We start from the raw sequence: 26,969 nt of genomic DNA, 5'->3' as shown, positions 1-26,969 counted from the left end.
CGACGGCTGGCCATGTCCATTCCCGACGCGCCCCTTTCCGCGGCTTCTCCGGAGGTCCGGACCACTCCCGTCCGCCTTGAGGGCGAGGTCCTTCCATCGGCGAACCGGCCTCCGGCGAACAGGTCGGGTCGCCCGCGACGCGGCTGCCTGTCGGTCGTCATTCCCTTCTACAACGAGGGGCCGAACATCGAGGCCCTGTTCGCCCGGCTGGTCCCGGTGCTGGACGGGTTGGACATGGATTGGGAAGTGGTGTGCGTCAACGACGGCAGCCGCGACGACACCATCGACCGGCTGCTGGACGTCCATGACCGCGAAGCGCGGGTGAAGGTGGTCGATCTGTCGCGCAATTTCGGCAAGGAGTTGGCGTTGTCCGCCGGCTTGAGCCACACCACCGGCGACGCCGTGGTGCCGATGGACGCCGACCTGCAGCATCCGCCGGAACTGCTGCCGGCCTTCATCGCCAAATGGCGCGAGGGCTTCGACGTGGTGGTCGCCGTGCGCCATGCCCGCGTCGGCCAGAGCCTGAAGCACCGGCTGTTCGCCCGCCTGTTCTACTGGGTCTTCGACCATCTGTCGGAGATCAAGCTGCCGCGCGAGGTCGGCGATTTCCGCCTGATGGACCGCCGCGTCGTCGAGGTCATCAACCGGATGCCGGAGCGCACGCGCTTCATGAAGGGCATCTTCGCCTGGGTCGGCTTCCGTCAGGCCGCGATCCCCTACGAACAGGGGGAGCGCGCCGGCGGCGACACCAAATGGGGCTTCGTCAAGCTGCTGCGCCTGTCCTTCGACGGGCTGACCGCCTTCTCCACCTTCCCCCTGCGGGTGTGGAGCCTGGTCGGGATGGCGGTTTCGGGCGTCGCCTTCGTCTATATCCTGATCCGCCTGATCCGCACGCTGGTCCACGGCATCGACGTGCCGGGCTATGAATCGCTGCTGGTCGCGGTGCTGTTCCTGGGCGGCATCCAGCTGATCACGCTGGGCATCATCGGCGACTATCTGGGCCGTGTCTTCGCCGAGGTGAAGGGCCGGCCGCTGTTCATCGTGCGATCGGCCCACGGCTTCGGCCCGGCGGATGGCCGGGATGAGCATGAGTTCGATCCCGTCGGCGGATCAGTGGGGCGGGAGCCGCGCCGATGAGCATCGAGACCGGCCTGCGCGACGACGGAGATACCGTCGGCGGCCCCACTTCCTCTGCCCGCCGCCCCGCCGTGGCGACGGCCGCGCCGTCCACCGCCGGCGCTGGCGGCGTCGTGCTGCCGCGCGGCGAGGCGGCTTTGTGGGACGGGCTGTCGCGCGCGCTTCTGCTGGGCCTGCTGATCCTCGCGGCGCTGACCTTCCTCAGCTACGGCATCAGCACGGACGAGGAAGTGCAGCACATCTACGGCAAGAAGCTGCTGTCCTACTACCTCAGCGGCTTCCAGGACCGGTCGGCCTTCCATTTCAAGGATCTGGCCTATTACGGCGGGCTGTTCGACCTCGTCACCGCCGTGATCGTGCCCTTCTCTCCCTTCGAGGAGTATGAGACGCGGCACCTGCTCTGCGCGCTGGTCGGCGTGCTGGGCATCGCGGGCACCTGGCGCTACACCCGGCTGCTGGCCGGTCCGCGCGCCGGCTTCATCGCCGCGGCGCTGCTGTCGCTGAGCGGTGTCTATTACGGCGCCATGTTCAACAACACCAAGGACGTGCCTTTCGCGGCCGGCATGGTGTGGACGCTCTATTTCGCCACCCGCATCCTGAAGCAGATGCCGCGGCCGAGCCGCAGCGCGGTGCTGAAGTTCGGGCTGGTGCTGGGCCTGACCCTGGCGATCCGCGTCGGCGCGGTGCTGGCCGGCTTCTATCTGGCGGTCGCCATGGCGATGCATTTCGCGCTGGTGACGCGGCAGGAGGGCCGGCGCTGGGCGCTGGTCGATGCGCGGCGCGCCTTCCTCAGCCTGTGGCCGGCGATTCCGGTCGCCTATGTCATCATGGCGGTGTTCTGGCCCTGGGTGGTGCAGCGGCCGTTCCGCAACCCGTTGGAGGCCCTGCGCGTCGTCTCCCATTTCCCCATCGACATCCAGACGCTGTTCATGGGCGAGCTGGTCCATTCCAACGCGCCGCCCGCGCTGTACCTGCCGGTCTATCTGGCGGTGAAGCTGCCGGAAGCGGTGGTGATCGGCGTCGGGGTGGCGGTGGTGATGGCGGCGGTCTGGCTGGCGCGCGGCGGCTGGCGGCGGACCGGCGCCTTCACGGTCGTCCGCTACACGCCGCTGGTTCTGGCGGGCTTCCTGCCGATCCTGCTGTTCGTGCTGATGCGGCCGTCGGTCTACAACGGCATCCGCCATTTCCTGTTCCTGGCCCCGCCCATGGTGGTGATGGCGGCGATCGCCGCCGACCGGCTGTGGACCCTGTGCCAGCGCGGCGGCCGGGCGTTGGGGCAGACCTTCGCCGCGGCGATGACCGTGGTCGGCGTGGTGTACGCATGGCAGCTGGGCGCCATGCACCCGAACCAGTACGTGTACTACAACCAGTTCGTCGGAGGCGTACGCGGCGCCGACGGCAAGTTCGAGCTGGATTACTGGGGCAACTCGCTGCACGAGGCGCTGCAGGAACTGGTCGAGTATGTCGAGCGCGAAAATGACGGCCATGCCCCGCCGCGCCAGTACACGCTGACAGTCTGCGGCAACACGCTGGCGGTGCGGTTCGAACTGCCGCCCTGGCTGCGTCTGGTGAACGGGATCGAGCCGGATTGGCGCAAGGCCGATTTCTTCCTGGCCTTCACCCAGGTGAAGCGGTGTCCCTCGCTGCTGGACGGCCATCCGATCCTGGAGATCGCGGCCGACGACGTTCCGCTGTCCATCGTCAAGGACCGCCGCCCGCCCAGGGCCGACATCCCCACCGAATAACCCCCGCAAACCTGCCAAGCCCGACCGGTCGGGCGGTGGCGGGGCGGTGGTGGAGTACCCCGGCGGCTCCCGCGCCGTCTTTCGTCGCATCGCCCTTCGCGGCCCTGTGCGCCCGCCGTACGTCCGCCCACTCTCCGTACTCGCGATTGGGGCCGGGCGGAGGCGGGGATGCGGCGCGGGCTGCTCTGGGGCGTTTTGTGTCTGCTGCTGTGGAGCGTTCCGCTCGGGCCCACCGGGGCCATCGGCCTGGACCGGAGTCCCGACCAACTGGTGGGCGACGTGACCCGCGCGGTGGAGGACCGGCAGCCGCCGGCCGGTGCCGGCAGTCTGGTGGTCGGCGTGATCCGCGACGGCCGGACGCTGGTGGTCGGGCGCGGCGATGCCGGGCGCCCCGACGGCGGGCCGCCCGATGGGCGCACCCTGTTCCAGATCGCCTCGCTGACCAAGCCCTTCACCGGCACCATCATGGCGGAGCTGATGCGGGAGGGTCGGGTCGATCCCGCCGACCCGCTGCAGCGTCATCTGCACCGCGTCGGCCCGGTGCCGGTCGCCCATGTGCCGGAGTATGAGGGCCGGCCGATCCGGCTGCGCGACCTCGCCACCCACACGGCCGGCCTGCCCAACGTGCCCGAAACCCCGCGTTTCTCGTGGAACCGGCTGGAGGACCCCCGCAACCCCTACAAGCCGCTGTCACGCGGCGAACTGGCGCTGTGGCTGTCCGGCTATCGGCTGCCGGTGTCGCCGGGCGTGCGCTTCAGCTATTCCAATGCCGGCATGTCGGTCCTGGGGGAGGCGCTGTCGGCGGCGGCCGGTCAGCCCTACGAAACGCTGCTGAAGCGGGTGGTGACCGACCGCTTCGGGATGCGCGACACCACCCTGCATCCGACCGCCGAGCAGCGGGCGCGCAAGGCGGCAGGCCATGCCCGCGGCCGGGTCGTTCCGGATTGGGAGGCGCCGGCGATGCTGCCCGCCTTCGGCCTCTATTCCTCGGCCGACGATCTGCTGCGCTGGCTGTCCGCCAATCTCGGCGACTGTCCGGCGGGTGCGGCTGCCGGGCTGGGCGGCCATGGCTGTGCCCCGCCGGTGGCGGCGACCTTGGCGCTGGCGCAGTCGGTGCAGGTGGATGGGCGGTCGCTGGCCGATCCCGGAAGCCTGGGAAGCGGGGCGATGGCGCTCGGCTGGTTCGTCGCCTGGGCCACGGACGGCACGCCGATCCATTGGCATTCCGGCTCCACCGGCGGCTTCAACGCCTATATCGCCTTCTCGAAGGCGCACCGCTGGGGCGTGGTGGCGCTGACCAACAGCGACCCCGACCGGGTCACCGCCGACCATGTGGTCATCGATCTCGTCCGCCGCCTGGAAGCGCGGCCGGAGGTGGCCAGTCTGCCGTGAGAGCCAGGATCAGTGCAGGCGGCGAGGCGGCTTGGCCGGGATCTCGACATCTGCGCGGGCATGGGCGATGGGGCCGGCCTGATGATGGGCGAGGCGCCAGCTGCCCTTTTCGCGGGCGAACAGGTTGGTGGCGGCCAGCACGGCGTCGCCCAGCGTTTCCTCGCAGACCACCAGCGCGGTGTCGCCATGCAGGGTCACGCGCTCGTTCCGCGCCTCGACGACGATGCCGCTGGGCGTGCGCAGCACGTCCCGCCAGCTGGTCAGCACCGCGTCGCGCCCGAACAGGGCGGTCCAGCCGGGATGGATGCAGGAGACGGGCAGCGTTTCCGCCCACAGGGCTTCCATCGCGGCGGCGTCGCGATTTGTGAAGGCCCGGTAGAAGGCTTGGTTCAGGGCCAGCAGCGTGTCGCGGTCGGTCATGGCGTTCATCCGGGCGATGGTTCCGGGAGGACGGACGGTGCACGGCCCTGAGGCCGTCACCGCGACCGCTTGTAAAGAAGCCATCCCGCATGGGCAAGCGCCGGTCCGGACGGATCCGGGCCGGTGCTGTGACAATGAACGTAGAAAACCGGATCAGGCCGTCAGGTTGACGCCCTGCGGCTTCGCTGACGTGCCGGCGGTTGCAGCGGTCGCCGCACCGTCCGCCGCCGCAGCGGCCTTCCCGGTCGACAGCCCCGCAATCGGCGTGGACAGGTCGAGCGTCAGGTGGGTGACGCCGTCCTTCGACGTGGTCGGCTTCAGCACCGCCAGCCCCTTCATTCCATCGCCGCCGCCACCCTTGGCGGCCATGTCGTTCAGCTTGCCGAGGATATCCTTGATCTCATCCTCGCTGAAACCTTCGGAACGGACGATCATGCCGGTGGACTTGCCGGTGGCGGTGGTGGTCATGCCGGTTGCGCTGAGCGCCATGTCGCCGCCCTTGCCCAGCGACGCCTGCAGACGTTGATCGTCGCGCCGGAAGTCCAGGGTCGATTTCGCGAAGGAAATCTTGACGCTGCGGTCGCCATCCTGGATTTCCAGGTCGATTCCGTGGGACTCGATCGACCATTGCGACTGGGTGGCCTGCATGTCCACCGACAGATCGCTGAGGTTCATGCCGTCGAGCTTGGACTTCAGGCCGTCGCCGAAACCCTTCACGGCATCGTCGATGCGGTTCTGCGGAACGCCCAGTGCGCTCAGCGTATCGCCCAGCCCCTGCTTCAGCGCGTCGATGCCCTTGCCGAACATGCCGGCCAGATCCTTGCCGTGGTCCAGCGCCGACTGCATCAGCGATTGCGCCTGCTTGGCGCGGTCCACGCCGCTGTTGGCGGTGGCCGGCCCGCCGCCGCCCGCCGCCTGGGCGCCGCCCTTGCCGGTCATGCTGTCCAGCAGCGATTCCATCGACTGGCTGATGGTGTAGGCCGGCGACTGTGTCTTCTTGTCGCCGTCCACCGGTTTCGCGTCCGATTTGGCCAGCCCGTCCTTTGCCGTGCCGGCCGTCTTTGACGAACCGTTCTGCACAGCCGTGGACAGCACCGACGGTTTGCCGTTCGGGCCGCTGAGCTCCGCGTAGTACATGGATGCCCCCGCATCGCGTTGTTTGTGCGCAAGCGGAAGCATGGCGCCGACAACCTTTACCATTTCTTAATTTCGCGATCTTCTTTCAATAATTGAAATAAATTCGTTACCTTACTAATTGTTCGCAACTGTGGAACTTCATCCCATCTCTTGCCGCCACTTGTTCCGCCTGCGTGATGACCTGCGACGAGCGGCGGCTTTCACCGCGGGTGAGGCGCTGCTACCCTTGTCGGAAAAGGACCCGCCAGAAGGAAGCCGACCATCATGACCGATCGCCTGTCCATCGCGCTTGCCCAGATCAACCCGACCGTGGGCGACCTCACTGCGAATGCCGGCCTGATCCGTGCGGCGCGGGCGGAGGCCGCGGCCCGCGGCGCCGACCTCGTCATCTGTCCCGCGGGCTCGTTGTCCGGCGCCCCGCTGCTGGATCTGGCGGCGCTGCCCGCTTTCCTCGACGCGGTGGAGGAGACGGTGCGGGTGCTGGCTGACGCCACCGCCGACGGCGGTCCGGCCCTGCTGGTCGGCGCGCCCTGGCGGGAGGGCAAGGGGCGTCACAACGCCGCTCTGCTGCTGGATGGCGGCAAGCTCGCCGCCATTCGTTTCCAGACCGTAACGGATGCGGGTGAGATCGGTGCGCCGGAGGAGGACCGTTTCGATAGCGGTCCGATGCCCGGCCCGGTCAATGTCCGCGGGGTGCGGATCGGCCTGCTGATCGGCGGTGATCTGGCGACCGGCGACGTGGCGGAGACCCTGGCGGAGAGTGGGGCCGAGCTTCTGGTCGCGATGCTGGCCGGCCCCTTCGCCCCCGGCCGCGCCGATGAACGCGTGCAGGCCGCCGTCGCGCGGGTGGTGGAATGCGGATTGCCGCTGGTTGCGGTGAACCTTGTCGGCGGGCAGGAGGAGCGGGTGTTCGACGGCGGCAGCTTCGCGCTCGCCCCAGGTGGCCGGCTGGTCGCCCAGGCTCCGCTGTTCGCCCAACATCTGCTGCTGACCCGGTGGGAGCGCGGACTCGACGACAGCTGGGACAGTTCCGAGGCTGAAACGATTGCTCCGGCCGAGGGGACGGAGGCGCTTTACACGGCGCTGATGCTGGGCCTGCACGATGCCGTAACGAAAAGCGGCGCGCCGGGCGTGGTGGTCGGGCTGACAGGCGGGCTGGACTCGGCGCTGGTCGCGGCACTGGCGGCCGACGCGCTGGGACCGGAGCGGGTGCTGGCCGTTCGCGCTCCGCTGCCGGCCGGCGAGGCCGGGGCCTCGGCCGATGGCTTGGCCGATAGTTTGGCCGATGCGGCGGAGATCGTCGAGTTGCTGGGCTGCCGCCTGGACAATGTCGCGCTCACGCCGGTGCTCAAGGCCGCCGACTCGCTGCTGGCCCCCGCCTTTGCCGGGCGCGACTCGGCTGCGGCGGCCGACCGCCTGCATGCCCGCCTGCGGGCCGCGACCCTGGCGGCCCTGGCGGAGCGGATGGGCGCCGTGCTGCTGTCCACGGCGGACCGGACCGACCGCCTGCTCGGCCTTGCGGCGGAGGAGACGGGCTGCGGCTATGCCGTGCTGTCCGACGTGCCGAAGACGGCGGTTCTGGAACTGACGCGCTGGCGCAACGCCAACCAGCCGGCGGGATCGCGCGGGCCGGCGGGGCGGGTGGTTCCGGAACGGGTGCTGGCGCGCAGACTGAAGGCCGAGACTCCGGCCGGACTGCCGCCGGTGGAGGCGCTGGACGATCTGCTGGCCAGCCTGCTCGACGGCGGGTTGTCGCCGGCCGACCTTGCCGGGCGCGGCCATGCTGTCGAGACGGTGGAGATGGTCTGGCGGCTGGTGGTCCAGGCGGAGGCGGGCCGCCGCAGGGCTCCGCCGGGGCCGCGGATTTCCCGCCGGACGGTCGCGCGGCTGCGTCGCTTTCCGATTGCCGGCGGTTTCGTCGACTTGATGTAGAGCGGACGGGGAGGGGGAGCGGTCCCCCTTCCCCCTTCGCCTCCGCGCCGGCTTCAGCCGCGCGTCAGCTTGATGATGGTGGCGATCATGCCGAAGGTCCACAGCACGGCCGGCAGCACCACCCAGGTCGGGTGGAAGATGATCGCCAGCGGCATGATGAAAATCAGCAGCATGGCCGGGAAGACGAAGAATGGCGAATTTCCCCAGTTGCTCAGCAACCCGGAGGGGTTCTCGTCTGCACCCAGATAAGCATCGGCGGTAACCGCTTGGTCCGTCATCTCTATCACCCAAGTTTCTTGTGGTTATTCCCTGTCCTGCACTGCAGCAGGACAGGGGTTCATACGCCACGATGCTTTGGATGACCAGAGCGCGGCCTTGGCCGGCCCTTTCGACTTTGGTCGAAGGTTGGGGTCGAAGGGGAGATTACGCGGCTTCGGTCAGCGCCAGCTGCGGACGGCGCAGGCTGGACTGGATGGTGAAGGGGGCGCGGACGCCGCCGTTGAACAGCTCGGCGCATTCGAGGGCCTTCAGCACGCGCTCTTCCGGCGGCTGACCGACGGTGGAGGCGAGCGAGCCCAGCGCATAGTCCGACCCGCAGCCGATGGCATGGTAACCACGCACCGCCTCGCCGACCTGATAGTCCGACTGCACGGTGAAGAGCCGGCCTTCCAGCCCGACCATGAAGGTGCCGCCGGTCTCCACATCGTTGGAGCGGTGGGCGTAGCCGCCGTCCTTCAGGCAGTTGCGGACGGCATCGACGAAGTCCACGACCATGTAGCGGAACAGGTCGACGTCATGTTCACGCGGCGGGACCTCCAGCCGGTAATGCAGCAGCTGGCCCATACGGAAGGAGCTGGTGAAGCCGATCAGGCTGTCGCCATTGCGGAACACCTTGGTGTCGGCCCGCACCGTAATGTCCAGGCCGTTCACTCCGGCGCTGTCGCCGCCCATCCACACCCGGTCGCCGTCCACCAATCCCACAATGCAGGTCATCGCCAACCCTCGCCTGATAGAAAAGAAGCTGAGGCAAAGGGTGTGGGAAGGCGGTTAATGAATTATTGCTCAGCTTTGTGACATTGCCGGTGACAAAGGAGGTATCTCTACCTCCTTCGTCGGAAGTTTTCACTTGGTCACTTCACCAGATCGACCAGAGCCTTGACAGTATTCTCGGCGCCCTCGGCAATCTGGACCAGATTGGCGTCCAGCATGTAGCAGGGCGAGGTGACGACCTTCAGGCCGCGGTCGATGACGATCTCGCCATGGGTGGTGGTGCGGTGGACGGCGCCCATCGACTCCAGCGCGGAGGCGGTACCGGGATCACTGCCGATGGTCAACTCCACGCTCTGCTGGCCCAGGATCTTGGCCAGAATGGCCGGCGCGATGCACAGCGCGCCGATCGGCTTGCCGGCCGCGCGCATGGCGGCGACCGCGGCGACCACCTGCGGGTTGACCGAGCAGTCGGCCCCCTTGAAGGCGAAATCGCTGAGGTTCTTGGCGGCACCGAAACCGCCGGGGAAGATCAGCGCATCGACGTCGCCGGCCGAGAATTCGCTGAGCGCGGTGATCTTGCCGCGGGCGATGCGGGCCGATTCGACCAGCACGTTGCGGCTCTCGCCGGTCTCCTGGCCGGTCAGGTGGTTGACGACATGGGCCTGCGGGATGTCTGGGGCGTAGCACACCGCCACCGCGCCCACCTTGGCGATCGCCAGCAGGGTGCAGACCGCCTCGTGGATTTCCGCACCGTCATACACGCCGCAGCCCGACAGCACGACGCCGATGCGCAAGCTCTTGTCCGCCATAGGATGTCTCCGAGATTGGATTTGCCGCCAAGCTAACGCAGCCGGACGGCCGCGCCTACCGCGCGGACGGACGCAGGGCACCACCTGTTGCCGGGATGCATCGGTTGCGGACCGCTTTCGGAAGGCGCGCCGGCCGTGCTAGGACTGCCCGCCTGTCCCGTCTGCAATCGAGTCCAGCCATGTCCACCGCCGTCCGTTTCGCCCCCAGCCCGACCGGCCGCATCCATGTCGGCAATGTGCGCCTCGCGCTCGTCAACTGGCTGTTCGCGCGCAAGACCGGCGGCAGCTTCATGTTCCGGCTGGACGACACCGACGAGGAACGCTCGACCCAGGAGTTCGCCGACGCCATTGCCGCCGACCTGACCTGGCTCGGCCTGAGCTGGGATCGTTTCGCCCGCGAAAGCGACCGTTATCCGCGCTATGACGAGGCGGCTGCGGCGCTGAAGGCCGCCGGCCGGCTCTATCCCTGCTACGAAACGCCGGAGGAACTGAATCTCAAGCGCGCCAGTCTGGTGTCGCAGGGCCGCCCGCCGATCTACGACCGCGCCGCCCTGCGCCTGACCGACGAGGACCGCGCCCGGCTGGAAGGGGAGGGGCGCAAGGCCCATTGGCGCTTCAAGCTGAACCCCACTCCGGTGGAATGGACCGATCTGGTCCGCGGGCCGGTGCGGTTCGAGGGCACGGCGCTGAGCGATCCGGTGCTGATCCGCGAGGATGGCCGGCCGCTCTACACCCTGACCAGCGTGGTCGACGACGCCGATTTCGCCATCACCCACATCATCCGCGGCGAGGACCATGTCGCCAACACCGCGGTGCAGATCCAGATTTTCGAGGCGCTGGGCGCCGCCGTGCCGTCCTTCGCCCATCTGCCGCTGCTGACCGATGCCGGCGGGCAGGGGCTGTCGAAGCGGCTGGGCAGCCTGTCGGTCGGCAGCCTGCGCGACGAGGACGGCATCGAGCCGATGGCGGTCAACAGCCTGCTGGCAAAGCTCGGTACCTCCGACCCGATCGAGGCGCGGCTGACGCTTGACGAACTGGTGGCGGAGTTCGATCTGTCGAAGATCGCCCGCGGCACGCCGAAGTTCGATCCGGAGGAACTGGGCCGGCTGAACGCCCGTATCTTGCACCTGACGCCGTTCGAGGCGGCGGCATCCCGGCTGGAGGCGCTTGGTCTGACCGATGTCGACGCCGCCTTCTGGGAGGCGGTGCGGCCCAATCTGGCGCGGCTGAGCGACGCGCGCGACTGGTGGGCGGTGACCCATGCGCCGGTGACGCCGGTGGTGGAGGATGCAGGATTCCTGGCCCAGGCGGCGGCGTTGCTGCCCGACGAACCGTGGGACCTCGGCACCTGGGGCGCCTGGACCAATGCGGTGAAGGGTGCCACGGGCCGCAAGGGCAAGGAGCTGTTCCTTCCTCTGCGCCGCGCCCTGACCGGGCGCGACCATGGACCGGAATTGAAGAACCTGCTACCCCTGATCGGACGGGCGCGCAGCCTCCGGCGACTGGCCGGCGAAACCGCCTGAAACCTCTCTTCATTCAGGAGTTCGGACCGTGCCGTTGGACCTCTACAACACGCTGACCCGCCGTAAGGAGCGCTTCGAGCCGCTTCGCCCGGACCATGTCGGCATGTATGTCTGTGGTCCGACCGTCTACGACACCGCCCATATCGGCAACGCCCGGCCGGTTGTGGTGTTCGACCTGCTGTTCCGGCTGCTGTCGCGGCTCTATCCGGCGGTGACCTATGTCCGCAACATCACCGATGTGGACGACAAGATCATCGACCGGGCGCGGGACAGCGGCGAGCCGATCGACGCGCTGACCGCGCGCACCACCGACCTGTTCCATGCCGACATGGACGCGCTGAACGCCCTGCGCCCGACCATCGAGCCGCGGGCGACCCAGCATATCGGCCAGATGATCGCGCTGATCGCCACGCTGATCGAACGCGGCAACGCCTATGCGGCGGAAGGGCACGTGCTGTTCTCCGTGCCGTCGATGCCCAACTATGGGCAGCTGTCCCGCCGCTCGCTGGATGACATGATCGCCGGCGCGCGGGTGGAGGTGGCTCCTTATAAGCACGATGCCTCCGATTTCGTGCTGTGGAAGCCCAGCACGCCGGACCAGCCCGGTTGGGACAGCCCGTGGGGCCGCGGTCGTCCGGGTTGGCATATCGAGTGCTCCGCCATGGCGAAGGAGCATCTCGGCGTCACCTTCGACATCCATGGCGGCGGGCTGGACCTGATCTTCCCGCACCATGAGAACGAGATCGCGCAGAGCTGCTGCGCCAACGGCACCGACCGGCTGGCCCGCACCTGGGTCCACAACGGCTTCGTGACGGTCGAAGGCGAGAAGATGTCGAAGTCGCTCGGCAACTTCTTCACCGTGCACGACCTGCTGGACGAGTTCCCCGGCGAGGCGATCCGCCTGACCCTGTTGAGCGCGCATTACCGCCAGCCGCTGGACTTCACCCGCGAGGGCATCCGGCAGGCCAAGGGTGCGCTTGACCGCTGGTATCAGGCGTTGCGCGGCGAACCGGTGCCGGCGGCGGGCGAACTGCCCTTCGATGTGCTGGCGGCGCTGGAGGACGACCTGAACAGCCCGCTCGCCATCGCGCATCTGCACGAGCTGGCGACCGCGGTGAACAAGGCGAAGAGCGATGCCGAGAAGGCCGCTGCCAAGGGTGCACTCCTGGCGGCCGGGCAACAGCTCGGCCTGTTGCAGCAGGACCCGGAGGCATGGTTCCGCTGGGCGCCGACAGGCGGGGCTGAAGGGCTGAGCGACGCCGAGGTCGAGCAACTGATCGTCGACCGCAAGTCCGCCCGTGCGGCCAAGAACTTCGCCGAGGCCGACCGCATCCGCAAGGAGCTGGCCGACAAGGGTATCATCCTGGAAGACGGCCCGCAGGGCACGACCTGGAAGCGGGGGTGAGTTAGCGAAAGTCCCCTCTCCTCCCCGGGGAGAGGGTTAGGGTGAGGGGGATGCGTGGCGAGGATTCTTGGGAAGGCACGCGGTGCCTCCCCCTCACCCAGCCCTCTCCCCGGGGGAGAGAGGGTTACCGAGCCGGGAGAGTGTGCTTCCTCCTTATTGTCCCTCCGTCCGCAACAAACATTCGTCAATTCTGCGGATTATCCCGCACCTCGATCCGGCCTAATCTCCTCTTCAGACAAAACGCGGCCCCTCTGGCCCACCTGATCGAGGAGACCCTGACCATGATCGACAATCGCACCGCTCCCTATGCCGCCTTCCTGCTGCGCGTCGGCCTCGGCCTGCTGTTCCTGGCCCACGGCCTTGTGCTGAAGGTGCTGACCTTCACCATTCCCGGCACCGTCGGCTACTTCGAGAGCATCGGTTACCCTGGCGTCTTCGCCTATCTGGTGATCCTGGGCGAGATCGGCGGCGGGCTGCTGCTGATCGCCGGTATCTATACCCGCTGGATCGCGCTGGCTCTGCTGCCGATTATGATCGGCGCCACGCTGCAGCATGTCGGCAATGGCTGGGTGTTCAATTCGCAGGGCGGCGGTTGGGAGTTCCCGGCCTTCTGGACGGTCCTGCTGGTGGTGCAGTCGCTGCTGGGCGACGGGGCCTTCGCGCTGAAGGTTCCCGCGCTGGGTGCCCCGGCTGCCCGTCGCGAACTGGCCTGATCCGCAACCGTAAACGGCATTTGATGGCGACGTGGAGCGGGGAGGGGGCAATTTGCCTCTTCCCCGTTCCGCGTCGCCGTCCCATTTGGTAGACAGGACGGAGACCAACCGGAGAGCCTGATGACCGTTTCGCCGAACGACCAGCACAAGACGGATTCGTCCGGGGTCCTGAATCTGCTGGACGACCTGATCGCCAAGGCGCGCGCCGCCGGTGCGGATGCCGCCGATGCCGTGCTGTTCGACAGCGCGTCCGTGTCCCTTTCCCACCGGCTGGGCAAGACCGAGAAGCTGGAGCGCTCCGAATCCGGCGATCTCGGCCTGCGGGTGTTCGTCGGCAAGCGGCAGGCCATCGTCTCCTCGACCGACCGCAGCGGCAAGGCGCTGGACGAGCTTGTCGAACGCGCCATCGCCATGGCCCGCGTGGTGCCGGAGGACGGTTTCGCCGGCATCGCCGATCCGGAGCAGCTGGCCCGCAGCTGGCCCGACCTCGACATCTGCGACAGTGAAGAGCCGTCGTCGGAAACACTGATCGAGCGGGCGCGAATCGCCGAAGAGGCGGCGTTGGCGGTCCAGGGCGTCACCAACTCCGAAGGGGGCGATGCCGGCTGGAGCCGCTCGACCATCGCGATCGCCGCGTCCAACGGCTTCGCCGGCACTTATGGCGTGTCGCGCCAGTCGCTGTCCGCCTCCGTCCTGGCCGGGACCGGCACGGGGATGGAGCGCGACTATGATTATGACAGCAAGGTCTATGGTGCCGACCTGCGCGATCCGGCCGAGATCGGGCGGGAGGCAGGCGAGCGCGCCGTCCGCCGCCTGAACCCGCGCCGGGTCAAGAGCTGCAAGGTGCCGGTGTTCTTCGACCCGCGGGTGTCGCGCGGTCTGCTCGGTCACCTGACCGGCGCCATCAGCGGCCCCAGCATCGCCCGCGGCACCAGCTTCCTGAAGGACAAGATGGGGCAGCGGATCTTCGCCCCCTCCATCACCATCGTCGACGACCCGCATGTGAAGCGCGGCCTGCGCTCCCGTCCCTTCGATGCGGAGGGCGTCGAAGTGTCGCGCCGCACGCTGATCGAGGACGGTGTGCTGACGACTTGGCTGCTCGACCTGCGGTCCGCCCGGCAGCTTGGCCTGCAGACCACCGGCCATGCCGCCCGCGGCACCTCCGGCCCGCCGGGTCCGGCGCCGGCCAACGTCTATATGACCGCGGGAACGCGCAGCCGCGCCGACATGCTGGCGGAGGTCAAGGACGGCTTCTACGTCACCGACCTGATGGGCATGGGTGTCAACGGCGTCACCGGCGACTACAGCCGCGGTGCCGGCGGCTTCTGGATCGAGAACGGCCAGCTCGCCTATCCCGTCAACGAGATCACCATCGCCGGCAACCTCAAGGACATGTTCCTGAACATGGAAGCCGCCGACGATCTGGAGCTGCGCTTCGGCATGGATGCGCCGACCGTGCGCATCGACGGCATGACCATAGCCGGTATGTAGGCGTTAGGGGCGGAGGCATCTCCGCCCGTCTCTTCATCACTTGGCATCGTTCTTGCGCAGACAGCGGGCAACCCAAAGCGGGTTCGCCCGCTTTTTGTGCTGCATTTCCGCCACTCTGCCTGTCCAAACGTCAGCTAGGCCCTTGCGCATATTTGCCTGATCTGTTAGCAATCTGCCGCTTTTTTGGGCGAAATGCTGAAGGTTTGTGCAAATGGATGCGGCAAAGACGGGTGGCGACGTCCTTTTCGTGCTGATGGGCGCGGTGATGGTGCTGGCGATGCATTGCGGCTTCGCCCTGCTGGAGGTCGGGACGGTCCGGCGCAAGAATCAGGTCAACGCGCTGGTGAAGATCCTGTCGGACTTCGCCATGTCGACCATCGCCTATTTCTTCGTCGGCTATGCCGTGGCCTATGGCGTCGATTTCTTCGCCGACGCCCACACGCTGGTCGGCAAGGGCGCCGGCGGCTTCGCGGCCTATGGCTACGACCTCGTGAAGTTCTTCTTCCTGGCGACCTTCGCCGCAGCGGTGCCGGCCATCGTGTCGGGCGGCATCGCCGAGCGCGCCAAATTCTGGCCGCAGGCCGGCGCCACCCTGGCGCTGATCGCGCTGTTCTATCCGCTGCTGGAAGGCACGGTGTGGGGCACCCGCTTCGGCCTGCAAAGCTGGATGGCGGCGACCTTCGGCCAGCCCTTCCACGACTTCGCCGGATCGGTGGTGGTCCATGCCTTCGGCGGCTGGGTGGCGCTGGGTGCGGTGCTGAATCTTGGCAACCGCCGCGGCCGGTACCGTCCCAACGGCTCGCTGATCGCCATTCCGCCGTCGAACATCCCCTTCCTGGCGCTGGGCGCCTGGGTGCTGTGCGTGGGGTGGTTCGGCTTCAACGTGATGAGCGCGCAGGTGCTGGACGGCGTGACCGGGCTGGTCGCGCTGAACTCGCTGATGGCGATGGTCGGCGGCATCGTCACCTCGCTGGTCATCAGCCGCACCGACCCCGGCTTCGTCCACAACGGCGCGCTGGCCGGTCTGGTGGCGGTCTGCGCCGGCTCCGACGTGATGCATCCGCTGGGCGCGCTGATCACCGGCGGCATCGCCGGGCTGCTGTTCGTCTGGGCCTTCAACAAGTGCCAGATCGACTGGAGGATCGACGACGTGCTGGGCGTCTGGCCGCTGCACGGCCTGTGCGGCCTGACCGGCGGCCTGCTCGCCGGCGTCTTCGGCCAGGAGTCGCTGGGCGGCCTCGGCGGCGTGTCGATCCTCAGCCAGATCGTCGGCACGTTGGGCGGTGCTGGCTTCGGATTCGCCGCTGGTCTGGCGGTCTACGGCCTGCTGCGGGTCACCGTCGGCATCCGGCTGGACCCCGAGCAGGAGTACAAGGGCGCCGACCTGTCGTTGCACCACATCACCGCCTACCCGGAAGAGGATGCGCCGGGGATGTGACGGTCAGGCCGTGCAATGACGAAGGGCGTCGCTGTGGCGGCGCCTTTCCGTAAGGACCAATCCATCCGGACGTGCGGCGAGCCGGTCAAGAATGCTTGATGATGAAGCCGGTCGTAATCGAATCCAGCAAAAGCGCCATGTGATGGGGGCTGATGTTTCGGAAGCGCAGGTTGTAGATCAGGGATGTGTAGTTGAACCAGTCACACGTCTGCCAATACTTGGCGAGATAATCTTGCAGATCGGGTCGGCGCGGTTGGACGTTCGCCCGCTTCATGATCGCAGTCGTGTTGGGGTGATCCGCGTAGCGCAACAGCAGATCGGTCATCAGCCAGACGGAAACCTGCTCGTTGATGTCGCAGATCTCCGCGTCGCTATTGACCTTGGCCGCGAAACGGATGGGCTTGAGCCGTCGAACCCAAAAGGCCAGTCCGGCGATCCGCTTGTTCACGGAGATCTCGTTGCCCTGATGGTATTCGAGTTTGGACAGGTCTTTCTGGTAATGCGAGGCGACCTGAACCAAGCAATCATCGGACAGTTCGATCTGCACGCTTTTCAGCCGGCAAAGCGAGAACAACAGGTTATGAAGCCGTAGTGCGTCTACGGCTATACGGTCTTCGCTCATGCGGGTTGGTTCCAGCGCCTGACGGGAGTTCCGGTGACAGAGAGTGCGCCGACGGTGGATCAGCGTTTGGTCTGATAGAGGGCGGCGGTAAGGGCTGGATCGGGAAACATATCAGCTGATGCGAGGATGTCCGTCGCGGCGGTCACCAAGTCGTTGCTGAACTCTTCGTCCGATGGCCCACCGTTCGCAGGCTCCTGAATCGGGGTGCGGTCAACAAGTTTGCGGAAGCGTTCAATCGTTTCCGGGGTTTCCTGCAGAAACCCGGTTATGAACTGCCTGGACACACGCACGCTCCTGCAAAAGGCAACAACTCGTTGGGAGTGGGGCCTTATCACGGCGCCTCAACCCTCGCAACGGTTATTATTTTTGCAACTCTTGGAACAGCTTAGCAGCCTTCGTCATGGCTTGGCCCGCGCAAATCGTTGCCGTGCCATGCACGAAACGCGACTCAGCTCAGCCAAATGGCTGTGTTTCGAACCCGCCGCCGCTTGCTTTGCCGGGGCGGCGGCTTTAGTGTCCGGCCTCGAACAACTCCCTCCACGACGCCGGATTTTGACCGCCCCATGAAGGCCGCCATCGTCGTTTTCCCCGGCTCCAACCGCGAACGCGACGCCGTCGCCGCGCTGGAGGCCGTCAGCGGGACCAAGCCGCATCTGGTCTGGCACCGCGACACCGAACTGCCCAAGGTCGACCTGATCGTCGTGCCCGGCGGCTTCTCCTATGGCGATTACCTGCGCTCCGGCGCCATGGCGGCGCATTCGCCGATCATGCGCGAGGTGAAGGCGCGGGCCGATCAGGGCGTCCGGGTGCTCGGCGTCTGCAACGGCTTCCAGATCATCACCGAGGCCGGGCTGCTGCCCGGCGCGCTGATGCGCAACGGTGCGCTGAAGTTCGTCTGCCGCGTCCAGCATCTGCGGGTGGAGAACACCGACAGCCCCTTCACCAAGAAATACGCCAAGGGCCAGATCGTCCGATTCCCGGTGGCCCACGGCGACGGCAACTACTGGACCGACGCGGAGACGGTGAAGCGGCTGGACGGCGAAGGCCAGGTCGCCTTCCGCTATGTCGGTGACGAGGCGCGCAGCGACCCGCGCGGCAACCCCAACGGCTCGGTGTCCGACATCGCCGGCATCTTCAACGCCAAGCGCACCGTGCTGGGCCTGATGCCGCACCCCGAGGACGCGGTGGAGGCCCTGCACGGCAACACCGACGGCAAGCCCATGTTCGAAGGTCTGGTGGAGGCCCTGTCGTGAGCGCTGAAGCTACCAAGGCGCAGGAGCGTCCGGTCTCCGCCGAACTCGCCAAGGAGTTCGGCCTGTCCGCCGAGGAATACCAGAACGCCCTGGACATCCTGGGCCGCTCCCCGACCTTCACCGAGTTGGGCATCATCTCGGTCATGTGGTCGGAGCACTGCTCCTACAAGTCGTCCAAGGTGTGGCTGAAGACGCTGCCGACCACCGGCCCGCAGGTGATCTGCGGCCCCGGCGAGAATGCCGGCGTGGTCGACATCGGTGACGGCGACGCCGTCATCTTCAAGATGGAGAGCCACAACCACCCGTCCTACATCGAACCCTACCAGGGTGCGGCGACGGGCGTCGGCGGCATCCTGCGCGACGTGTTCACCATGGGCGCGCGCCCCATCGCCAACATGAACGCGCTGCGCTTCGGCGATCCCTCCCATCCCAAGACCCGCCATCTGGTCTCGGGCGTCGTCGCCGGCATCGGCGGCTACGGCAACTGCGTCGGCGTGCCGACCGTGGGCGGCGAGACCAACTTCCATCCGGCCTACAACGGCAACATCCTGGTCAACGCCATGACCGTGGGTGTCGCCAAGACCGACAAGATCTTCTATTCGGCCGCCGCCGGCATCGGCAACCCGGTCGTCTACGTGGGATCCAAGACCGGCCGCGACGGCATCCATGGCGCCACCATGGCGTCGGCCGAGTTCACCGAGGATTCGGAGGAGAAGCGTCCGACCGTGCAGGTCGGCGATCCCTTCACCGAGAAGCTGCTGATCGAAGCCTGCCTGGAACTGATGGAGACGGACGCCATCGTCGCCATCCAGGACATGGGTGCGGCCGGCCTGACCTCCTCCTCGGTCGAGATGGCCGGCAAGGGCGGCCTGGGCATCGAGCTGACGCTCGACACCCTGCCGATGCGCGAACAGGCGATGACGCCCTATGAGATCATGCTCTCCGAAAGCCAGGAGCGCATGCTGATCATCCTGAAGCCCGGCCGCGAGGAGGTGGCGAAGGCCATCTTCGACAAGTGGGAACTGGACTTCGCCGTCATCGGTCACCTGACCGACACCGGCAACCTCGTCATCAAGATGTATGGCGAGACCTGGTGCGACATGCCGATCGCCCCGGTGTCCAACGCCGCGCCGGAATACAACCGTCCGTGGGAACCGACGCCGAAGGCGTCCGACCTCGACGACAGCGTGTTCGACGGTTATTCCGAAAGCCTGGGCGACACGCTGACCAAGCTGTTCGGCTGCCCCGATCTGGCCTCCAAGCGCTGGATTTGGGAGCAGTATGACAGCCTCGTCGGCGGCGACACCCGCTTCATGTCGGGTCAGGCCGACGCCGCGGTCGTCCGCGTGCCGGGCCAGACCAAGGCGGTCGCCATCACCACCGACTGCACCCCGCGCTACTGCCTGGCCGACCCGGTCGAGGGCGGCAAGCAGGCGGTGGCCGAGGCGTGGCGCAACCTGTCGGCGGTGGGCGCCCTGCCGCTCGCCATCACCGACAACATGAACTTCGGCAACCCCGAGAAGCCGCGGATCATGGGCCAGTTCGTCGGCGCCGTCCAAGGCATCGGCGAGGCCTGCAAGGCGCTGGACTTCCCGGTCGTGTCGGGCAACGTCTCGCTCTACAACGAGACGAACGGCGAGGCGATCCTGCCGACTCCGGCCATCGGCGGCGTCGGCATCATGCCGGACGCGATGATCGCCGTCGGCATCGCCTTCCGAGGTGAGGGCGACGTGATCCTCGCCGTCGGCGAGACCAAGGGCCATATCGGCCAGTCGATCTTCCTGCGCGAGATCCTCGGTCGCGAGGAGGGGGCTCCCCCGCCGGTCGATCTGGCGGTGGAGCGCCGCAACGGCGACTTCGTCCGCGGCCTGATCCGCGATGGTCTGGTGGTATCGAGCCACGACGTGGCCGACGGCGGCCTGATCGTCACCATCGCCGAGATGGCGCTGGCCGGCGGCATCGGTGCCTACCTGACCGGCTTCGACGGCCAGCATGTCCGCGTGCTGTTCGGCGAGGACCAGGGCCGCTACGTCCTGGCCGTCCGTCCGGACGTTGCCGCGACGGTGCAGGAGAAGGCCAAGACGGCCGGCGTTCCGGTCAGCGTGTTGGGCGAGACTCGCGGCACCGCGCTGTCGGGCCGTGGCGGCGACATCGTCTCGCTGAAGCGCCTGCGCGAGGCCAACGAAGGCTGGCTGCCGACCTACATGGCGGCCGAGCTGTAAGACGGCCGAACGGTTTGGCGGCCGAGCAGTAGGATGATTGGCGGGGTCGCTTCCAGTGAAGCGGCCCCGTCCATTTTTCGGCGATCATTTCTTGCCGAACGTCCACCATCGTGTACATACCGAAGGATCGCGCTAAACTCGCCGTCCAAAGGGGTTGGAACGGTGCATCGTTGCGCCTGGAGGCGGGGGAATGGGGTTTTCAGTCACCTTCTGGGGGGTGCGCGGCACGATTCCCTGCCCGATGGCCTCGCATCTGGGGTTCGGCGGCAACACGTCCTGCGTCGAAGTGCAGGCGGGAAAGCAGCGGATCATCATCGACGCCGGTACCGGACTGCGGATGCTGGGCCGCAAGCTGCTGGCCGAGGGGGTGACCAGCGCGACGCTGCTGCTGAGCCATACCCATCTGGACCATATCAGCGGCTTTCCCTTCTTCGCGCCGGCCTACACCAAGGGGTTCGACCTGCGGGTGGTCTCCGGCCATCTGGCCGGCAGTCCCGACATCGAATCGGTGATGGCGCGCCAGATGGAACGGCCGCTGTTCCCAGTGCCGCTGCGCACCATGGGCGGCAACCTGAGCTTCCTTGAGGTGCCGCCCGGCCACAGCTTCAAGCTGGAGGGCGGGGTGCGAATCCACACGGGGGCGTTGAATCATCCCGACGGCGCCACCGGTTATCGGATCGAGTATCAGGGCCGGTCGGTCGCCTATGTCACCGACACCGAGCATGTGCCGGACAAGCCCGACCGCAACATCCTGAACCTCGTCGATGGCGTCGATCTTCTGCTCTACGACTCGACCTACACCGACGAGGAATGGGCGCAGCGCGTCGGCTGGGGCCATTCCACCTGGATGGAGGCGGTGCGGATCGCCCGCGCGGCCCATGTGAAGACGCTGGGCCTGTTCCATCACGATCCCGACCACGACGATGCCACCATGGAGCGGATCGAGGCGGCGGCGAAGGCGGAGTTCCCGAACTGCTTTGCCGCGCGCGAGGGAACCACCATCTCCCTCGACTGACTTTCCCTGCGCATCGGGCATTATGACCGCCACCATCCTGATTCTGTTCACCGCCACCTATCTGGGCATGGCGCTGGGGCGCTTTCCCGGTCTCAGCATCGACCGCACCGGGATCGCGCTGGTCGCGGCGATCCTGCTGCTGGCGGCCGGAGCGCTCGACACCACGCAATTGGTCGCGGCGGTCGATTTCCCGACGATCTTCATCCTGCTCGGGCTGATGATCCTGTCGGCGCAATATGCCGGCAGCGGCTTCTACGACTGGTGCGCGCTGAAGGTGGCGCAGGCGGCGCGCTCGCCGGCGCGGTTGCTGGCGGTGATCGTGCTGGTCGCCGGCGGCTTGTCGGCGGTGCTGGCGAACGACGTGGTCGTCTTCGCGATGACGCCGATGCTGTGCTTGGGGCTACAGGCCCGCAAGCTGGACCCGCGGCCCTACCTGATCGCGCTCGCGGGGGCGGCCAATGCCGGATCGGCGGCCACGCTGATCGGCAACCCGCAGAACATTCTGATCGGGCAGATCGGGCATCTCGATTTCTGGCGTTTCCTGGCGGTCTGCGGCGGTCCGGCGCTGGCGGCCATGGCCATCGTCTACGGCACGGTCTGGCTCGTCTGGCGCGGGCGTTTCGGCATGCCGCAGGAGGGCGGGGGACAGGTGGCGCCGGTGGCGCTCGACCGCTGGCAGTTGGGCAAGGCGGTGGCGGCGACGCTGGTGCTGCTGGTGCTGTTCACCCGCGACATTCCGCAGGAACATGCGGTGCTGCTGGTGGCCGGCGTGATGATGATCAGCCGGCGCATGGCCAGCCGCGACATGCTGGGGATGGTCGACTGGCATCTGCTGGTGCTGTTCGCGGCACTCTTCGCCATCAACCACGCGCTGGGGCTGACCGGCATCCCGGCGGCCCTGGTCGGCGACCTGCAGGCGGCGGGATGGCTGCCCGACCGGCTGGCGGTGATGCTGCCGCTGGCGCTGGCCGGCAGCAACAGCATCGGCAACGTCCCGGCGGTGATCCTGTTGCTGGCCGCCTGGCCATCCCCGCCGGAAGGGGCGCTCTATGGTCTGGCGCTGCTGTCGACCCTGGCCGGCAACCTGCTGCTGCCGGGCAGCCTCGCCAACATCATCGTGGCGGAGCGGGCGGCGGCGTCCGGCGTCCGGTTGGGCTTCGTCGAGCATGCCCGCTGCGGCGTGCCGATGGCGCTGCTGTCGATGGCGCTGGCGGCGGTCTGGCTGTGGGCCGGCGGCTGGATGGGGTTGTGACTCGTCATCTGTGACCTGTGACCAGCCCGTGACTTTCAGGACCGCAAGCCCCTTCTTCCAGGTGCGACAAATGGGGTACTCTGTTCGTGCACCGTTGTATGTGCGCCGGGGTGGGGGAGCGCTGTGGGTCTGGTCGGCCAATTCCTTGAATTTATCGAAAGTGCGCCGAACCGGTCGCTGCGATCGCTCAGCGATCGGGTGCTGCGCAAATGCCGCGACCTGACGGGAGCGGAGGCCGGCACGATCTTCATGCTGCGCGGTCAGGGGCGATACCGGCATCTGGAGGCGGTCAGCGCCCAGAACGACGTGATCCGCGCCAAACCGACGCTGTTCTCCGTGCCGGTGAGCCAAGCCTCCATCGTCGGCTATGTCGCGGCGACCGGTGAGACTCTGCTGCTGGAGGATGCCTACGCCATCGCGGAGGATCGGCCTTACAGCTTCAACCCCGCCTTCGACCAGCGCACCGGCTTTCGCACCCGGTCCATCATGGCCTTTGCTTTGAAAGGCTTCCGCGACCGGCCGATCGGGGTGGTGCAGTTGATCAACCGCCGCCCGGAGGAGGGACCGCCCGCCTTTCTGCCGGAACATGAGCAGATGATCGCCCCGGTCAACCACATCGTCGGCCGGGCGCTGGAGCGGGCCGCGACGCTGGAGCGGCTGACCGAGCGCAACCGCGCCCTGACCCGCGAGCGCCGCCGCGTCGCCGAGCTTCAGGCGGAGACGGAGCGCGCCTTCATGGTGTCGGTCAATCTGCTGGCCCGCGCCGCCGAGGTGCATGACGAGGACACCGGCAACCACATCCTGCGCGTCAACGAATACTCCCACGCGCTGGCCACCTGGGCCGGCTGCAGCCGCGCCTTCTGCGACGAGATCCGCTTTTCCGCCGCCCTGCACGATGTCGGCAAGATGAGCGTCGATCAGGCGGTTCTGCACAAGAAGGGCCGGCTCGACGACCGTGAACTGGCGGAGATGCGGCGCCATCCAGTCTACGGCCACGATATTCTGGTCGCGTCGGATCGGCTGAAGATGGCCGCCGAGATCGCGCTGTACCATCACGAGCAATGGGCCGGCACCGGCTACCCCCAAGGCCTGAAGGGGGAGGAAATCCCGCTGGCCGCCCGCATCGTCGCCATCGCCGACTGTTACGACGCCCTGCGCAGCGCCCGACCCTACAAGCCGTCATTCAGCCACGAGAAGGCCGTCGACATCCTGCTGAACGGTGACGACCGCCTGGATCCGAGGGTCCATTTCGACCCGCGCCTGCTGTCGCTGTTCGCCGGCCGCCATGCGGAGTTCGATGCGATCTGGGAGCGGCTGAAGGATCAGGAGACTCTTGCGGTCTGAGACTGGCGCGGTCTGAGAAGCCGGCGGATCACTCCGCCGGGTTGGTCGCGGCAAGCGCACGGCGGCGGACCCAGCGGAAGCTCTTGACCCCGATCCACAGACCGCCGATGGCAAGGCCGGTCAGCAGCAGGATCTTCGGGCCATCCTCGCCGATGGCGGCGGCGGCTTCACCGAACAGGTAACCGGCCCCGGCGAAAGTCCAGGCCCAGATGCCGGCGGCGATGAAGTTCCAGAACAGGAAGCGGGACCACCGCATTCCAGAGGTGCCGATGGCGACGGACGCGATGTTGCGCACGCCGTAGAGGAAGCGGAAGACCAGGATGAAGGCGACGCCGTATCTCTCCAGCCAGTTCAGGACCCGGCAGGCATGGGCATCGGCGGACGGAAAGCGGGCGAGTGCCCGTTTGCCCCAGCGGCGGCCCAGCCAGAACCACACCTGATCGCCCATGAAGCTGCCGATCCACACCGAACCGACCAGCCAATACAGATTGATGATGCCCAGTTTGGCGCCCATCCCGCCGAAGATTACAAATGTTTCACCTTCAAAAAAGGCCCAGATAAAGGCCATCGGGTAAAAGGCGTTCCCCCATTCCTGCAACCAATTGATCCAGTCCAAAGACCCCTCCGGGAGACGTCGCTTGTGGGTTCCGCGGGCCCGGTGGCGCTTTGTAACCGCTATATTGTGCGATGCGGTATGTGGAGCGTGGGCTGGGACAGATCATGACATAAAGCCGCGCTGTTTGTCTCGGAAACTTTATTGACTAAGGGGCCGCCCCAACGGTGAGACGCGGCTCAGAAATCATCCCCGGACAATTCGCCGACAGCCTGCCGCGCGGCGCGCAAAAGGGCGGGGTTGGGCTCCATCGCGACGTCCCCATCCTCGCCGTCGGCATCGCTGCGGTCGGGCGCGGCGCGGCGTTTCAGTTCGCGTGCCGCCTCGATCAGCAGATGGGCCAGCCGCTGATCGGGCAGCGCCTGCACCAGCGCCCGAAGCTCAGGGTTGGACAGCGCGGCCGGATCGAAGGCCGGGGGAGGGGGGGGAGGGGCCGGCGGGGCGAGCGGCAGAGTCGCGACAGTCGCCGCCATCACCGCCGCCCTGGGCAGGGGGGCGGCCTCCCGCACCACATCGACCGCGACTTGGGCGGCCATCGTCGACGGTGCGGCACCCGTCGCGGCAGCCCGCGCCCGGCGCGGCTTGCGCGCCGGTTCGGTCTCCGGCAGATCGTCGAACAGAAGCCGTTGGACGCTCATCGCTGCGGTTGCCCCCTGCGCTCCGCCAATATCGCCGGCGCTTCGCGCGCAGGCTATTCCCTGTTCACCCGCGGTTTGCGGTATGTTCTCTTTTCATTCTAGGAAGAGCGCTGGGTTTGTCGAGTGGATTCTGCCGGCTATGTCCGAGGGGCATGGAGGAGAGCCAGCGTCTCCAGGAAGCGTTCGGGCCGCAGCACCCGCGTTTCGCCGGCCCGGCGCACCGACAGGAGCTGGCGGTCGACCGTCACCAGCCAGGGCACCGATCCGCCGACGGCGGCGGCCAGGAACATGTCGTCTTCCGGATCGCGGCACAGGCGCCCGACCGCGGCAGGAGCGACCAGCGTCGTCTCGTCCCTGATGCGATCCAGGAAGGCGCGGCGATCTGCCGCGGGGGTATAGCGGTCGAAGGTCGGGCGCATCAGCACCTCTTCCAGTTCCGTCAGCGTTTCGGTGCTGCCGACGAGGCCCTGGTCGGTGCGCACCCGTTCCACGCAGCGGCGGATCGCGTCGTGCCGGCGTGCCCCGGCATCGCCCAGCAGCGCATAGGCAACCAGGATGTTGGTGTCGAGCACGGCCCGGATCGACACCGGAGCCGAAGGGGGGGTCGCGTCGGGGGCGGCAGGGTCGCGGCTGAGCATTGATATATTGCGGGACCGTCGCGGTTGAAGTTGTCGGGGCCGATGCGAAGCGTCTGTTGTGGGCAGGAACGCTTTGCGGTAAGAAGCCCGCAAGGTGTGAACGGAACCTTTAGGACGGAAATATCGGCATGACCAGCATCCTCGTCGTCGACGACAGCCGACTGGCGCGCAACATGGTCTCCAGCGTCATCGCCTCTCTGCGGCCCGACTGGACCATCGTCACCGCGGCCAGCGGCGAAGAGGGGCTGGAGATCGTCGGCGAGGTGCCGCCGGTCGCCGCCATCGTCGATTACAACATGCCGGGCATGGATGGGCTGGCCCTGGCCGAGCGGCTGAAGGAGCGCTTCGTCGGCCTGCCGATCGGCCTGCTGACCGCCAACGTGCAGGACACCCTGAAGCGCAAGGCGGAGGCGCTGGGCGTCCGCTTCATCGCCAAGCCGATCACCTCGGACAAGATCCGCGACTTCCTCGCCGCGGCCGGGCAGTGACGCCGATGGCCGACTCCACATCCGCCGGCCCGGCATCGGAAGACCCGCTGCGCCTCGACGCCGACGAGGCCGACGCCATCGCCGAGCTGTTCAACATCGGCATGGGCGAACCGGCCGCCGCGCTCAGCTCCATGCTGGGCGAGGAGGTGCATTTGTCGGTGCCGTCCTTCGCGGTGTCGACCCGCGCCCGCATCACCAGCGAGGTGGGCGACGAACTGGACGGCGATCAACCGGTCTGCGCCGTGCGCGGCGCCTTCACCGGCCCCTTCACCGGCGAAGCGTTGCTGATCTTCCCCGAACGCGGCACGCTGGCCCTGGTCGGCCGCCTGGTCCCCGTCGATCCCGCCGCCGAGGCGCCGGGCGAGATGGAGCAGGATGCGCTGACCGAGATCGGCAACATCATCCTGAACGGCTGCCTTGCCAGCCTGTCCAACCTGATCGGCGGCGAGCTGTCGGGGGCGGTTCCGGGCTATGGCACCGGCGCGCCGGCAGCGGTCATCGGTTCGGCCACCGACCCGGTGCTGTTCGTGCGCATCGACATGGCGCTGGCCGCCGGCGATGCCAGCGGGCATGCGCTGTTCCTGCTGGACATCGCCTCGCTGGATGCCTTCCGCGAGGCGATCCGGCGGGCTTTGGCGGGTTTGTGACAGAGGAGTTGAAAGGGGGGTAAGGCTTTTGCCCCCTCCCTGACCCTCCCCCACCTTCGGTGGGAGAGGGGACTGCCACTGCTTCGGCATTGAAGTACCGCTTAC

Annotated in this window: 26 protein-coding genes; 16 read left to right on the top strand and 10 right to left on the bottom strand. The window is 67.4% G+C overall.

Annotated features, from left to right (window positions below; all coding sequences use genetic code 11):
• Positions 1-12 precede the first annotated feature (12 nt).
• From FZ029_RS03165 to FZ029_RS03155, 3 genes are all read left to right on the top strand, one after another.
• Positions 13-1,137, top strand: coding sequence for a glycosyltransferase family 2 protein (locus FZ029_RS03165; protein WP_149267983.1), 1,125 nt, complete (start codon positions 13-15; stop codon positions 1,135-1,137).
• The gene (locus FZ029_RS03160; RefSeq protein ID WP_149267982.1) at positions 1,134-2,882 is read left to right on the top strand and encodes a glycosyltransferase family 39 protein; all 1,749 of its coding nucleotides are present in this window, start codon (positions 1,134-1,136) and stop codon (positions 2,880-2,882) included. The genes FZ029_RS03165 and FZ029_RS03160 overlap by 4 nt, the downstream gene beginning before the upstream one ends.
• Before the next feature lie 168 nt (positions 2,883-3,050).
• The gene (locus tag FZ029_RS03155; RefSeq protein WP_149267981.1) at positions 3,051-4,274 is read left to right on the top strand and encodes a serine hydrolase; all 1,224 of its coding nucleotides are present in this window, start codon (positions 3,051-3,053) and stop codon (positions 4,272-4,274) included.
• 9 nt (positions 4,275-4,283) lie between these two features.
• Here FZ029_RS03155 and FZ029_RS03150 read toward each other — a convergent pair whose 3' ends face one another.
• Positions 4,284-4,694: a nuclear transport factor 2 family protein gene (locus tag FZ029_RS03150; RefSeq protein ID WP_246457718.1), complete on the bottom strand. Its 411-nt coding sequence runs from the start codon at positions 4,692-4,694 to the stop codon at positions 4,284-4,286.
• A 153-nt stretch (positions 4,695-4,847) separates the two neighbouring features.
• Entirely contained in the window at positions 4,848-5,831 is a 984-nt protein-coding gene (locus FZ029_RS03145; RefSeq protein ID WP_188051809.1) for a hypothetical protein, read from the bottom strand.
• 264 nt (positions 5,832-6,095) lie between these two features.
• On the opposite strand from FZ029_RS03145, the gene nadE reads away from it, so the two are divergent.
• On the top strand, positions 6,096-7,763 hold the full coding sequence (nadE, locus tag FZ029_RS03140; protein WP_149267979.1) for an NAD(+) synthase: 1,668 nt from the start codon (positions 6,096-6,098) through the stop codon (positions 7,761-7,763).
• A 53-nt stretch (positions 7,764-7,816) separates the two neighbouring features.
• Here nadE and FZ029_RS03135 read toward each other — a convergent pair whose 3' ends face one another.
• From FZ029_RS03135 to elbB, 3 genes are all read right to left on the bottom strand, one after another.
• Complete coding sequence (locus FZ029_RS03135; protein ID WP_149267978.1) at positions 7,817-8,041, bottom strand: hypothetical protein; 225 nt, start codon at positions 8,039-8,041, stop codon at positions 7,817-7,819.
• Positions 8,042-8,186: 145 nt separating this feature from the next.
• Positions 8,187-8,756 carry a hypothetical protein gene (locus tag FZ029_RS03130; protein ID WP_149198069.1) on the bottom strand — a complete coding sequence of 190 codons (570 nt, stop codon included), beginning with the start codon at positions 8,754-8,756 and terminating at the stop codon, positions 8,187-8,189.
• A gap of 137 nt (positions 8,757-8,893) precedes the next feature.
• Positions 8,894-9,562, bottom strand: coding sequence for an isoprenoid biosynthesis glyoxalase ElbB (gene elbB, locus FZ029_RS03125; protein ID WP_149267977.1), 669 nt, complete (start codon positions 9,560-9,562; stop codon positions 8,894-8,896).
• Positions 9,563-9,741: 179 nt separating this feature from the next.
• Between elbB and gltX the strand changes: the two genes are divergently transcribed.
• From gltX to FZ029_RS03100, 5 genes are all read left to right on the top strand, one after another.
• Positions 9,742-11,085 (top strand): glutamate--tRNA ligase, encoded by a 1,344-nt coding sequence (gene gltX, locus FZ029_RS03120; RefSeq protein WP_149267976.1) that lies wholly within the window; start codon positions 9,742-9,744, stop codon positions 11,083-11,085.
• Between the two features lie 28 nt (positions 11,086-11,113).
• Positions 11,114-12,490, top strand: coding sequence for a cysteine--tRNA ligase (gene cysS / locus FZ029_RS03115; protein WP_149267975.1), 1,377 nt, complete (start codon positions 11,114-11,116; stop codon positions 12,488-12,490).
• Positions 12,491-12,771: 281 nt separating this feature from the next.
• Positions 12,772-13,203 (top strand): DoxX family protein, encoded by a 432-nt coding sequence (locus FZ029_RS03110; RefSeq protein WP_149267974.1) that lies wholly within the window; start codon positions 12,772-12,774, stop codon positions 13,201-13,203.
• A 120-nt stretch (positions 13,204-13,323) separates the two neighbouring features.
• Positions 13,324-14,694, top strand: a complete 1,371-nt coding sequence (locus FZ029_RS03105) for a metallopeptidase TldD-related protein (protein ID WP_149267973.1) — start codon at positions 13,324-13,326, stop codon at positions 14,692-14,694.
• A gap of 211 nt (positions 14,695-14,905) precedes the next feature.
• Complete coding sequence (locus FZ029_RS03100; protein ID WP_149267972.1) at positions 14,906-16,132, top strand: ammonium transporter; 1,227 nt, start codon at positions 14,906-14,908, stop codon at positions 16,130-16,132.
• 85 nt (positions 16,133-16,217) lie between these two features.
• On the opposite strand, the gene FZ029_RS03095 is transcribed toward FZ029_RS03100, so the two are convergent.
• Entirely contained in the window at positions 16,218-16,754 is a 537-nt protein-coding gene (locus FZ029_RS03095) for a hypothetical protein (protein WP_149267971.1), read from the bottom strand.
• A gap of 59 nt (positions 16,755-16,813) precedes the next feature.
• Entirely contained in the window at positions 16,814-17,038 is a 225-nt protein-coding gene (locus FZ029_RS03090; protein WP_149267970.1) for a hypothetical protein, read from the bottom strand.
• A 279-nt stretch (positions 17,039-17,317) separates the two neighbouring features.
• Here FZ029_RS03090 and purQ point away from each other — a divergent pair, with 279 nt between their 5' ends.
• The 5 genes from purQ (at position 17,318) to FZ029_RS03065 (ending at position 23,840) form a co-directional block, all read left to right on the top strand.
• Positions 17,318-18,007 (top strand): phosphoribosylformylglycinamidine synthase subunit PurQ, encoded by a 690-nt coding sequence (gene purQ, locus FZ029_RS03085; RefSeq protein ID WP_109075620.1) that lies wholly within the window; start codon positions 17,318-17,320, stop codon positions 18,005-18,007.
• Positions 18,004-20,229, top strand: a complete 2,226-nt coding sequence (gene purL / locus FZ029_RS03080) for a phosphoribosylformylglycinamidine synthase subunit PurL (RefSeq protein ID WP_149267969.1) — start codon at positions 18,004-18,006, stop codon at positions 20,227-20,229. Before purQ ends, purL begins: the two co-directional genes overlap by 4 nt.
• Positions 20,230-20,419: 190 nt before the next feature.
• The gene (locus FZ029_RS03075; protein ID WP_149267968.1) at positions 20,420-21,244 is read left to right on the top strand and encodes an MBL fold metallo-hydrolase; all 825 of its coding nucleotides are present in this window, start codon (positions 20,420-20,422) and stop codon (positions 21,242-21,244) included.
• A 22-nt stretch (positions 21,245-21,266) separates the two neighbouring features.
• Entirely contained in the window at positions 21,267-22,496 is a 1,230-nt protein-coding gene (locus FZ029_RS03070) for an SLC13 family permease (RefSeq protein ID WP_149267967.1), read from the top strand.
• Between the two features lie 123 nt (positions 22,497-22,619).
• Positions 22,620-23,840: an HD domain-containing phosphohydrolase gene (locus FZ029_RS03065; RefSeq protein WP_247892128.1), complete on the top strand. Its 1,221-nt coding sequence runs from the start codon at positions 22,620-22,622 to the stop codon at positions 23,838-23,840.
• 28 nt (positions 23,841-23,868) lie between these two features.
• Here the strand turns inward: FZ029_RS03065 and FZ029_RS03060 are convergent, their stop codons facing one another.
• From FZ029_RS03060 to FZ029_RS03050, 3 genes are all read right to left on the bottom strand, one after another.
• The gene (locus FZ029_RS03060) at positions 23,869-24,408 is read right to left on the bottom strand and encodes a DedA family protein (protein WP_149267966.1); all 540 of its coding nucleotides are present in this window, start codon (positions 24,406-24,408) and stop codon (positions 23,869-23,871) included.
• 224 nt (positions 24,409-24,632) lie between these two features.
• A complete protein-coding gene (locus FZ029_RS03055; RefSeq protein ID WP_149267965.1) occupies positions 24,633-25,091 on the bottom strand; it encodes a hypothetical protein in 459 nt (152 codons plus the stop codon).
• Positions 25,092-25,228: 137 nt separating this feature from the next.
• On the bottom strand, positions 25,229-25,729 hold the full coding sequence (locus FZ029_RS03050) for a putative toxin-antitoxin system toxin component, PIN family (protein WP_149267964.1): 501 nt from the start codon (positions 25,727-25,729) through the stop codon (positions 25,229-25,231).
• Positions 25,730-25,857: 128 nt separating this feature from the next.
• Here FZ029_RS03050 and FZ029_RS03045 point away from each other — a divergent pair, with 128 nt between their 5' ends.
• Together FZ029_RS03045 and FZ029_RS03040 are read left to right on the top strand one after the other, a co-directional pair.
• Positions 25,858-26,217 (top strand): response regulator, encoded by a 360-nt coding sequence (locus FZ029_RS03045; RefSeq protein WP_149267963.1) that lies wholly within the window; start codon positions 25,858-25,860, stop codon positions 26,215-26,217.
• Positions 26,218-26,222: 5 nt separating this feature from the next.
• Complete coding sequence (locus tag FZ029_RS03040; protein ID WP_149267962.1) at positions 26,223-26,864, top strand: chemotaxis protein; 642 nt, start codon at positions 26,223-26,225, stop codon at positions 26,862-26,864.
• Positions 26,865-26,969: the final 105 nt, after the last annotated feature.

This window comes from Azospirillum sp. Sh1, from assembly GCF_008365135.1.
In the GTDB taxonomy this organism is placed as follows: Bacteria; Pseudomonadota; Alphaproteobacteria; order Azospirillales; family Azospirillaceae; genus Azospirillum; species Azospirillum oryzae.
Note: the sequence above shows the minus strand (reverse complement) of the source record. Positions and strands in the feature narration are given on the sequence as shown.

What these genes read in the sequence shown, in the direction of transcription:
- FZ029_RS03165 (WP_149267983.1), top strand. Translation starts at nt 13, where the DNA reads ATGTCCATTCCCGACGCGCCCCTTTCCGCGGCTTCTCCGGAGGTCCGG.
- FZ029_RS03160 (WP_149267982.1), top strand. Translation starts at nt 1,134, where the DNA reads ATGAGCATCGAGACCGGCCTGCGCGACGACGGAGATACCGTCGGCGGC.
- FZ029_RS03155 (WP_149267981.1), top strand. Translation starts at nt 3,051, where the DNA reads ATGCGGCGCGGGCTGCTCTGGGGCGTTTTGTGTCTGCTGCTGTGGAGC.
- FZ029_RS03150 (WP_246457718.1), bottom strand. Translation starts at nt 4,694, where the DNA reads ATGACCGACCGCGACACGCTGCTGGCCCTGAACCAAGCCTTCTACCGG.
- FZ029_RS03145 (WP_188051809.1), bottom strand. Translation starts at nt 5,831, where the DNA reads ATGTACTACGCGGAGCTCAGCGGCCCGAACGGCAAACCGTCGGTGCTG.
- nadE (WP_149267979.1), top strand. Translation starts at nt 6,096, where the DNA reads ATGACCGATCGCCTGTCCATCGCGCTTGCCCAGATCAACCCGACCGTG.
- FZ029_RS03135 (WP_149267978.1), bottom strand. Translation starts at nt 8,041, where the DNA reads ATGACGGACCAAGCGGTTACCGCCGATGCTTATCTGGGTGCAGACGAG.
- FZ029_RS03130 (WP_149198069.1), bottom strand. Translation starts at nt 8,756, where the DNA reads ATGACCTGCATTGTGGGATTGGTGGACGGCGACCGGGTGTGGATGGGC.
- elbB (WP_149267977.1), bottom strand. Translation starts at nt 9,562, where the DNA reads ATGGCGGACAAGAGCTTGCGCATCGGCGTCGTGCTGTCGGGCTGCGGC.
- gltX (WP_149267976.1), top strand. Translation starts at nt 9,742, where the DNA reads ATGTCCACCGCCGTCCGTTTCGCCCCCAGCCCGACCGGCCGCATCCAT.
- FZ029_RS03110 (WP_149267974.1), top strand. Translation starts at nt 12,772, where the DNA reads ATGATCGACAATCGCACCGCTCCCTATGCCGCCTTCCTGCTGCGCGTC.
- FZ029_RS03105 (WP_149267973.1), top strand. Translation starts at nt 13,324, where the DNA reads ATGACCGTTTCGCCGAACGACCAGCACAAGACGGATTCGTCCGGGGTC.
- FZ029_RS03100 (WP_149267972.1), top strand. Translation starts at nt 14,906, where the DNA reads ATGGATGCGGCAAAGACGGGTGGCGACGTCCTTTTCGTGCTGATGGGC.
- FZ029_RS03095 (WP_149267971.1), bottom strand. Translation starts at nt 16,754, where the DNA reads ATGAGCGAAGACCGTATAGCCGTAGACGCACTACGGCTTCATAACCTG.
- purQ (WP_109075620.1), top strand. Translation starts at nt 17,318, where the DNA reads ATGAAGGCCGCCATCGTCGTTTTCCCCGGCTCCAACCGCGAACGCGAC.
- FZ029_RS03075 (WP_149267968.1), top strand. Translation starts at nt 20,420, where the DNA reads ATGGGGTTTTCAGTCACCTTCTGGGGGGTGCGCGGCACGATTCCCTGC.
- FZ029_RS03070 (WP_149267967.1), top strand. Translation starts at nt 21,267, where the DNA reads ATGACCGCCACCATCCTGATTCTGTTCACCGCCACCTATCTGGGCATG.
- FZ029_RS03060 (WP_149267966.1), bottom strand. Translation starts at nt 24,408, where the DNA reads ATGGCCTTTATCTGGGCCTTTTTTGAAGGTGAAACATTTGTAATCTTC.
- FZ029_RS03055 (WP_149267965.1), bottom strand. Translation starts at nt 25,091, where the DNA reads ATGAGCGTCCAACGGCTTCTGTTCGACGATCTGCCGGAGACCGAACCG.
- FZ029_RS03050 (WP_149267964.1), bottom strand. Translation starts at nt 25,729, where the DNA reads ATGCTCAGCCGCGACCCTGCCGCCCCCGACGCGACCCCCCCTTCGGCT.
- FZ029_RS03045 (WP_149267963.1), top strand. Translation starts at nt 25,858, where the DNA reads ATGACCAGCATCCTCGTCGTCGACGACAGCCGACTGGCGCGCAACATG.
- FZ029_RS03040 (WP_149267962.1), top strand. Translation starts at nt 26,223, where the DNA reads ATGGCCGACTCCACATCCGCCGGCCCGGCATCGGAAGACCCGCTGCGC.